This is a genomic window from Caulobacter sp. GW821-FHT09B11, assembly GCF_059418205.1.
This window is the reverse complement of record NZ_JBWKPK010000010.1, coordinates 153,667-161,478: the sequence shown is the minus strand read 5'-3', so window position 1 is coordinate 161,478 and position 7,812 is coordinate 153,667. Positions and strand designations below refer to the sequence as shown.

Here is a 7,812-nt window from a genome sequence, read left to right as displayed (position 1 = left end):
CCCCCGAGACTGGGCGCCGAGCTTGAACTCGCCCCCTCCGTCACGCTGCGTATCCGCAGCGCGCCACCTCCCCCGTTTCTCGGGGGAGGAGCACGAGGCGGCGCTTCAAGATCCAACTTTCGGTTGCTCGCCCCGCGCGCCGGGGCGGCGTAAGCGTCTGCCGCCCTTCATGGAAACCCCGCCCATGCGCCGCTTCGCCCCGTTCCTCGCCCTCCTGGCCATCGCCCCCGTCGTCGCGACCGCCGCCCCGCGCGGCGCGCCGGTGTCGGTGCGCGAGGCCTGGGCGCGGCCGGCGCCGGCCGGGATGAACGGGGCCGGCTACATGGTCCTGGTCAACACCGGCGAGCAGCCGGTGACTCTGGTCCGCGCCGAGAGCCCGTCGGCCCGCGAGGTGATGATCCACCAGACCCGGATGCAGGGCGGCGTCGCCTCGATGCAGGGCATGGGCGAAGGCGTGGTGATCCCGGCCGGCGGCAAGCTCGTCTTCGGTCCCGGCGGCCGGCACTTCATGCTGATGGGGCTGCGGGCGGAACTGACCCCCGGCGGGCGCCTGCCGCTGACCCTGATCTTCGACGACGGTCGCCGCGTCGAAGCCCGTCTGGCGATCCAGCGCAACGCGCCGCGACCGATGGTTGCGGCCCCGCCCGCCCCGCCGCACCGTCACTGACCAGGCAAAGGGCGCCGGCCCGGTTTCCGGCAAACATGACAGAATTTTAAGGCAGGAAATTTCAGCGTCCGGCGCAGATTGCCGCGGGTTTTCCAACGGATCTGCCTTTCGATGAAAAAAGCTTGGTTCGGCGCCGCCGCGGCGGTCGCCCTTTCGATGTCCGCCTACGCCGCCCAGGCCCATGAGGAGCACGCCTGCATCGACGACGCCTGCACCGTGCAGTCGCTGTTCGCTCAGGGCTCCGACGCCGGCGGCGGCGAGGTCTCGCTGGAGTCGCCGCGCTACGGCCAGTGGGGCTTCGACCTCTCGGGCATGGACACCGCGGTGAAGCCGGGCGACGACTTCTACAAGTACGCCAACGGCAAGTGGGACGAGGTCACGACCATCCCGTCGGACCGCACCCGCTACGGCAATTTCGACAAGCTGGCCGAGCTGTCTGAAGCCCGCACCCGCGCCATCATCGAGGGCGCCGCCGCCGGCAAGACCACCGACGCCGACAGCGTCAAGGTCGGCGCCGCCTACAAGGCCTTCATGGACGAGGCCCGCATCAACGCCCTGGACGTCGCGCCGATCGCCGGCGAGCTGAAGCAGGTCCGGGAGATCAGGACCAAGGCCGACTTCACCGCCCTGATGGGCAAGAGCGCGACCACGGGCTTCTCGTCGATCCTGGGCCTCTATGTCTCGACCGACGCCAAGAACCCGACCCGCTACGCGGTCTACGCCGGCCCGGGCGGCTTGTCGCTGCCCGACCGCGACTACTATCTCGACGCCAAGTTCGCCGACAAGAAGGCCGCCTACGAGCTCTATGTCGCCAAGATGCTGACCTCCGTCGGCTGGGGAAACGCGACCGAGAGCGCCAAGGCCGTGGTCGCCTTCGAGACGCGGCTGGCCGAGGCCAGCTGGACGCGCGTCGAACGCCGCAACCGCGACAAGACCTACAATCCCAAGACCTGGGGCGAGCTGCAGGCCCTGACCCCCGGCTACGACTGGAACCGCTTCCTGGTCGGCACCGAACTGCCGAAGATCAATCGCGTGGTGGTGACCACCGACACGGCCTTCCCGAAGTTCGCCAAGATCTATGCCGAAACCCCGCTGGAGACCCTGAAGGCCTGGCAGACGTTCAAGGTCGTCGACGGCGCCGCGCCGCTGCTGTCCAAGCGCTTCGTCGACGCCAGCTTCGCGTTCCGCAACAAGACCCTGGCCGGCCAGCCCGAGCAGAAGCCCCGCTGGAAGCGCGGCGTCGCCCAGGTCAACGACATGCTCGGCGAGAGCGTCGGCAAGGTCTATGTGGCCGAATACTTCCCGCCGGACTCCAAGGCCAAGATGGTCGATCTGGTCGGCAACCTGCGCACGGCCCTGAAGGCCCGGATCGAGAACCTCGACTGGATGGGCCCGGAGACCAAGGAACGGGCGCTGGACAAGCTGGCCAAGTTCACCGTCAAGATCGGCTATCCCGACAAGTGGCGCGACTATTCCAAGCTGGAGATCCGCGAGGGCGACGCCTACGGCAACAGCCTGCGCGCCAACGCCTTCGAATGGCGCCATGACGTCGAGCGCCTGAACCAGCCGGTCGACAAGACCGAGTGGGGCATGACCCCGCAGACGGTCAACGCCTACTACAACTCGGTCAACAACGAGATCGTGTTCCCGGCCGCCATCCTGCAGGCGCCGTTCTTCCATCCGGACGCCGACCCGGCCGTCAACTACGGCGGCATCGGCGGGGTGATCGGCCACGAGATCGGCCACGGCTTCGACGACCAGGGCCGCAAGTCCGACGGCGACGGCGTGCTGCGCGACTGGTGGACGGCGGAAGACGCCGCCAAGTTCGAGATCCAGAAGACCAAGCTGGGCAAGCAGTACTCGGCGTTCGAGCCCTTCCCGGGCGTGCACGTCAACGGCGACCTGACCATGGGCGAGAACATCGGCGACATGGGCGGCCTGTCCTTCGGCCTGGACGCCTACCACGCCTCGCTGCACGGCAAGGACGCCCCGGTTCTGGACGGCTTCACCGGCGACCAGCGGGTCTATCTCGGCTGGGCCCAGGTGTGGCGCCAGAAGAGCCGCGACGACGCGCTCAAGCAGCAGATCGCCAGCGACCCGCACTCGCCGGCCTACTACCGCGTCAACGGCACGATCCGGAACCAGCCGGGCTGGTACAAGGCCTACGACGTCCAGCCGGGCGACAAGCTCTACATCGCGCCGGAAGAGCGCGTGAAGATCTGGTGATGTGAAAGAGACCCTCTCCCTGTGGGAGAGGTGTCCGCGAAGCGGACGGAGAGGGGAGTGGCTGGGAAATCGGCCAATCCGGCGGCAGCTGAAAACGTCCCCCCTCCGGCGCTTCGCGCCACCTCCCCCAGAGGGGGAGGATCTTGAAGAACGACCCCGGGCCTCACCGCTCGGGGTTTTTCTTTGGGCTTAAGTCGCCGCCTCGAAGATCGCCTCGCGCACCAGGTCGGGGCGCTCCATCGGCAGGAAGTGGCTGGCGCCGGGGATGGTCTCGATGCGCACGGCCTTGCCGCGCCGGGAAAAGGCGACGCCGTCGCCGGTGGCGCAGGTCGAGCCGCGCTCGGCCTTCAGGATCCGCACCGGGCCGCGGAAACCGGCCACCGCGCGCCAGGGATCGTGGCCCTGGGCGGCGTAGTTGGAGGCTTCCCAGGCCGGCGTGCAGGCCAGTTCGACCTTGCCGTCGGGCCGGTCCCTGAACCCGCCGCCGACATAGTCGGCCAGCATCGCCTCGGGCCAGGACTTGAAGGCGCCGCGGCCGCGATAGGCGTTAAAGGCGGCCTCGCGGCTGTCGAACACCTCGCGCCGGCGGGTGGCGGCCTGGGCGATCGGCAGGCGCTTCCACAGCCGTCCCGAGGTCCACGGGGCCTGGGCGTAGAGGGCCAGCATGCGCGGCATGACGACGGGATCGAGCAGGACGAGGCTGGAGACCTTGCCCGGGGCCTGGGCGGCGGCCAGCAGGCTGACGGTCGCGCCCATCGAATGGCCGGCCAGCACCACAGGCGCCTGGTCCAGGGCCTGGAGCAGGGCCAGCAGGTCATCGCGCAGGTCGAGCCACGAGCGGCGGCCCTCCGGATCGGCCTTCAGCCGGCTGTCGCCGTGGCCGCGCTGGTCGACCGCCAGCACCCGCAGGCCCGCCGACAGCGGAGCCAGCAGCGTGCGGTAGGTCTGGGCGTTGAAGCCGTTGGCGTGCACGAAGACGACGTCGACGGCGCGGCTGGGCGGGCCGAAGTCCAGCGCCGCCATCTCGCCGCCGCCGGCCGGGCTGTCGATGGCGATCAGGCGCCGCTTGGGTTCGCGAAAGACGGCGGCGTCCATAGGCCCGAGGTTCCTTCTTCGTCGACTTGGGCCTTAAGGTAGGGACGGGCAGTCTCGCCGTCCAATGGAGCCGCGATGAATCCGCTCGCCACGATCGGCTACGAGACCGACACCCAGGCCGGGATGATCGGGCGCCTGAAAGCCGCCCAGGTCGAGCTGGTGGTCGACGTGCGGGCCGTGGCCTCGTCGCGCAAGGCCGGCTTCTCCAAGACCCTGCTGGGAAACAGCCTGTCGGCCGAGGGCATCGGCTACCTGCACCTGCAGCCGCTGGGCACGCCCAAGGCCGGCCGCGACGCCGCCCGCGCCGGGCGAGTGGGCGAGATGCACGAGATCTTCCTGGCCCACCTGGAGGAGCCCAAGGCCCAGGTGGCCCTGGCCCAGGCCACGCAGCTGGCCGGCGAAAGGCGCATCGCCCTGCTGTGCTACGAGGACGACCCGGCCTGCTGCCACCGCCGCCTGGTCGCCGACCGTATCCGCGCCAGCCTGAAGTGCGAGGTCGTCGACCTGTGACCGAGGCGGTGCTGGCCGGCTACGAGGCCGACGGGGCGGACCTGGTCGAGCGGTTCGAGACCATCGACCCGGCGGGGCTCTACGCCCCGGTGGCCGGCTTCATTCCGACGACGCCCGCGCGGATCGCCGACATCGGGGCGGGCACCGGGCGCGACGCGGCCTGGCTGGCGGGGCTGGGCCACGCGGTGGTCGCGGTCGAGCCCGTGGCCGCTCTGAGCGAGGCGGGAAGGCTGCTGCGGCCCGACTTGGCGTGGATCGACGATCGGTTGCCGGAGCTGGCGCGACTTGCTGGGCCGTTCGATCGCCTGCTGCTGAGCGGGGTCTGGCAGCACCTGGACGAGGCCGCGCGGGCGGTCGCCATGCCGCGGCTGGCGGGCCTGCTGACGGCTGGCGGGGTGCTGGTGATGTCGCTGCGCCACGGCCCCGGCGCGCCGTCGCGGCCGGTGTGGCCGATCGACGTGGCGCAGACGATCGCGCTGGCGGAGGGCGCGGGCCTGCGGCTGGTCCACCGCGCCGAGGCGGCGTCGGTGCAGGCCGGCAACCAGGCGGCGGGCGTGACCTGGACGTGGGTGTGTTTCGAGGCGCCTGCTCCTCCCCCGTGAAACGGGGGAGGTGGCGCGGCGCTATCAGCGCCGTGACGGAGGGGGCGCGGGACAGAGCGCTGTGCGCGCCGCCGCCCCCTCCACCGGCTTCGCCGGTCCCCCTCCCCCGCTTTGCGGGGGAGGAGCTAGTTCATCAGACCTGCGTCAGTTGCCACTCGCCGCGGCCGTCCTTGCAGGCGCTGTAGCGCTCGGTGGTCGGGCGCTGGCCGCTGGTGGCGACCGAGGCGGCGATGGTGCGGCACGAGGGCGGCGGGCCGTAGTTGCCGGTGGTCAGCAGAGAGGCCGAGACATAGCCCGTGCCGTAGCCGTTGCGGCCCACCAGCAGCCAGTTGGAGCCCGGGACGGCGCCCAGGATCTCGACCCGCTCGCCGGCCGACAGCTTGCCGACCACGGTTCCGCTGGTCGACGGACCGCTGCGCAGGTTGGCGTTCGAGCGGGCGGTGTAGTCGGCGCCGACGGCGTCGTAGCTGGCCAGCTGCTGGATGTTGCGCTCGAAGCGCAGCGAGTCGCCGGCGACGGGCGGGCCGTAGCTGGACGAGACCACGTCGATGCGGCCCGAGGCGCCGGTGCGCGGGTTGTTCCACACCTGGGTTTGGCCGGTCTCCAGCGCCTTCTTGGTGGCGGCCTGGGCGCGGGCGGTGTCGGTCGACTGCATGCGGCAGCCGATATAGGAGCCCGCCGCCGCGCCGGCGGCCGCGCCGACCAGGGCGCCGAGGGTCTTCTCGTTCTTGGAGATCTTGCTGCCGACCAGGGCGCCGACCCCGGCCCCGATCAGGGCGCCGCCTTCCTGCTTGCCGCCGGTGCCCTCGCACGAGAACAGGCCGCCCAGCGGCTTGCTCTGAGCCAGGGCGGGCAGCGGGGCCGCCAGACCCGAGGCCAGGACGGCGCCGATCGACAATGCGGCGGCGAAAGGCTTGCGCATGATTTCTGCTCCTTGCGAGGCGGACGCTTCGGGGGACCGGTCCGCCGGATTTGACGTCGCCGCCGTCGCCCGTGCTATCGTTCAGGTGAACAATGATAAGGGAGGCGACGATGGGTAATGAAACACCGTCCGACTATAGCTGCTTCACAGTAGAGATCGAGGCCGGCGTCGCCCACCTGAAGCTGATAAGGGCGGAAAGCTTCAACTCCATGACGCGTTCGTTCTGGCGCGAACTGCCCTCGATCGTGAACGACCTGGACCGGCGAGGCGGGGTGCGGGCGATCGTCATCTCCTCGACCGGCAAGCACTTCAGCGCCGGCATGGACCTGTCGGTGTTCGCCGACGAAGGCGTCACCGGCGGCGAGCCCGTCGATCGCCACGTCGCGGCCGAGGCCTTCCGCCACAAGGTGAAGGGTCTGCAGGAGACCTTCTCGTGCCTGGAGCGGGCGCGGATGCCGGTGATCATGGCCATCCAGGGCGGTTGCATCGGCGGCGCGGTCGACTTCGCCACCGCCTGCGACATCCGCTACGCCACGAGCGACGCCTATTTCGTGATCCAGGAGATCAACATCGGCATGACCGCCGACGTCGGCACCTTCCCGCGCCTGTGCAAGCTGATCCCCGAGGGCTGGGTCAAGGAGCTGGCCTATACCGGCCGCAAGCTGCCGGCGGCCAAGGCCCTCGAGCTGGGCCTCGTCAACGCCGTGTTCGACAGCCACGAGGCGGTGGTCGCCCACGCCCTGGAGACGGCCCGCGAGATCGCGTCGAAGACTCCGCTGGCGGTGACCGGCAGCAAGGTGATCATCAACTACGCCCGCGACCACTCGGTGTCGGACACGCTGGATTACCTCGCCGTCTGGCAGTCGGGCATGCTGGCCGGTCCGCATATGGCCGAGGCCTTCGCCGCCAAGGCCGGCAAGCGCGAGCCGGTCTATCCCGACCTCGCGCCGATCAAGGCGGGGATTTAGGGCCGCTTTCTCCTCCCCCGTGAAACGGGGGAGGGGGACCGGCGAAGCCGGTGGAGGGGGCGAGACTGGGCGCTGCGCCGGCGGTCGCCCCCTCCGTCACGCTGCGTATCCGCAGCGCGCCACCTCCCCCGCTTTGCGGGGGAGGAGCATGTCGCCGACAAGCCCTTACAGTTGGAGCGGCGATGCTCTCGACGCCGTGGCCGTTCGGCGCGAGAGGTAGGTCGCCCTAAATCTTCCGGGTGATCTCGATCGCCTGCCAGCCGGCGTTGGGGCCCTGGCCGTCGGGGTCGAAGCTGTAGTGCACGGCGCGCCAGCCGTCGGCGACGCTGCGGTGCCAGCCGATCGCCTTCCAGCCTTCCGGATAGTTCAGCGTGTCGTCGAAGTCGGGCGCGCCCAGGGGCGAGCCGAGCACGACCTCGCCTTTCAGCCGCTCGACCGTGGCGGCCGGATCGGCGGGCTGGAAATAGACGCGGCACTCCGACGTGCCGCCGAGGTCGGCGACGTAGATCAGCGCGGGCCGGCCGGCGATCTCGCCCTGGCGGACCTCCTGCAGGCGGGCCGCGCCCCTGCCGAGCAGCAGGGCCGGCACCGCCTCGCCCTCCAGCGCGGTCCAGCCGGTGGTGCGGGCCTTGCGCAGGATCTCGCCGTGCGAGGCGGGCGCGATGCAGACGTCGCGGAAGGCCGCCAGTTCGCTGTGCAGGTCCGGCGGAGCGACCGGCGCGCGGGCGGCCGAAACGGCCAGGGTGGCGCCGCCGACGAGGGCGGCGGTCGTGGCGAGGATGGCGACGAGCGTGCGGGTCTTCATGATCTCAGGTTGTGTCG

General features: G+C 70.6%; 8 protein-coding genes. 5 read left to right on the top strand and 3 right to left on the bottom strand.

Annotated features, from left to right (window positions below):
- The first annotated feature begins 184 nt into the window (after nucleotides 1-184).
- Together AC07N1_RS10100 and AC07N1_RS10095 are read left to right on the top strand one after the other, a co-directional pair.
- Nucleotides 185-667 (top strand): copper chaperone PCu(A)C, encoded by a 483-nt coding sequence (locus AC07N1_RS10100; protein ID WP_494671675.1) that lies wholly within the window; start codon nucleotides 185-187, stop codon nucleotides 665-667.
- Nucleotides 668-778: 111 nt separating this feature from the next.
- On the top strand, nucleotides 779-2,893 hold the full coding sequence (locus AC07N1_RS10095; RefSeq protein ID WP_494671674.1) for a M13 family metallopeptidase: 2,115 nt from the start codon (nucleotides 779-781) through the stop codon (nucleotides 2,891-2,893).
- 189 nt (nucleotides 2,894-3,082) lie between these two features.
- Here AC07N1_RS10095 and AC07N1_RS10090 read toward each other — a convergent pair whose 3' ends face one another.
- Nucleotides 3,083-3,988, bottom strand: a complete 906-nt coding sequence (locus AC07N1_RS10090; RefSeq protein WP_494671673.1) for an alpha/beta fold hydrolase — start codon at nucleotides 3,986-3,988, stop codon at nucleotides 3,083-3,085.
- 75 nt (nucleotides 3,989-4,063) lie between these two features.
- On the opposite strand from AC07N1_RS10090, the gene AC07N1_RS10085 reads away from it, so the two are divergent.
- Both AC07N1_RS10085 and AC07N1_RS10080 read left to right on the top strand, forming a co-directional pair.
- The gene (locus AC07N1_RS10085) at nucleotides 4,064-4,498 is read left to right on the top strand and encodes a DUF488 domain-containing protein (RefSeq protein ID WP_494671672.1); all 435 of its coding nucleotides are present in this window, start codon (nucleotides 4,064-4,066) and stop codon (nucleotides 4,496-4,498) included.
- Nucleotides 4,495-5,100 carry a class I SAM-dependent methyltransferase gene (locus AC07N1_RS10080; RefSeq protein WP_494671671.1) on the top strand — a complete coding sequence of 202 codons (606 nt, stop codon included), beginning with the start codon at nucleotides 4,495-4,497 and terminating at the stop codon, nucleotides 5,098-5,100. The genes AC07N1_RS10085 and AC07N1_RS10080 overlap by 4 nt, the downstream gene beginning before the upstream one ends.
- A gap of 133 nt (nucleotides 5,101-5,233) precedes the next feature.
- On the opposite strand, the gene AC07N1_RS10075 is transcribed toward AC07N1_RS10080, so the two are convergent.
- On the bottom strand, nucleotides 5,234-6,022 hold the full coding sequence (locus tag AC07N1_RS10075) for an SH3 domain-containing protein (protein WP_494671670.1): 789 nt from the start codon (nucleotides 6,020-6,022) through the stop codon (nucleotides 5,234-5,236).
- A gap of 110 nt (nucleotides 6,023-6,132) precedes the next feature.
- Between AC07N1_RS10075 and AC07N1_RS10070 the strand changes: the two genes are divergently transcribed.
- The gene (locus AC07N1_RS10070; protein WP_494671669.1) at nucleotides 6,133-6,990 is read left to right on the top strand and encodes a crotonase/enoyl-CoA hydratase family protein; all 858 of its coding nucleotides are present in this window, start codon (nucleotides 6,133-6,135) and stop codon (nucleotides 6,988-6,990) included.
- A 226-nt stretch (nucleotides 6,991-7,216) separates the two neighbouring features.
- On the opposite strand, the gene AC07N1_RS10065 is transcribed toward AC07N1_RS10070, so the two are convergent.
- Complete coding sequence (locus AC07N1_RS10065) at nucleotides 7,217-7,795, bottom strand: hypothetical protein (protein ID WP_494671668.1); 579 nt, start codon at nucleotides 7,793-7,795, stop codon at nucleotides 7,217-7,219.
- Nucleotides 7,796-7,812 lie beyond the last annotated feature (17 nt).

Coding starts and splice junctions, on each gene's coding strand:
- AC07N1_RS10075 (WP_494671670.1), bottom strand. CDS start 6,022: ATGCGCAAGCCTTTCGCCGCCGCATTGTCGATCGGCGCCGTCCTGGCC.
- AC07N1_RS10070 (WP_494671669.1), top strand. CDS start 6,133: ATGGGTAATGAAACACCGTCCGACTATAGCTGCTTCACAGTAGAGATC.
- AC07N1_RS10100 (WP_494671675.1), top strand. CDS start 185: ATGCGCCGCTTCGCCCCGTTCCTCGCCCTCCTGGCCATCGCCCCCGTC.
- AC07N1_RS10090 (WP_494671673.1), bottom strand. CDS start 3,988: ATGGACGCCGCCGTCTTTCGCGAACCCAAGCGGCGCCTGATCGCCATC.
- AC07N1_RS10085 (WP_494671672.1), top strand. CDS start 4,064: ATGAATCCGCTCGCCACGATCGGCTACGAGACCGACACCCAGGCCGGG.
- AC07N1_RS10095 (WP_494671674.1), top strand. CDS start 779: ATGAAAAAAGCTTGGTTCGGCGCCGCCGCGGCGGTCGCCCTTTCGATG.
- AC07N1_RS10065 (WP_494671668.1), bottom strand. CDS start 7,795: ATGAAGACCCGCACGCTCGTCGCCATCCTCGCCACGACCGCCGCCCTC.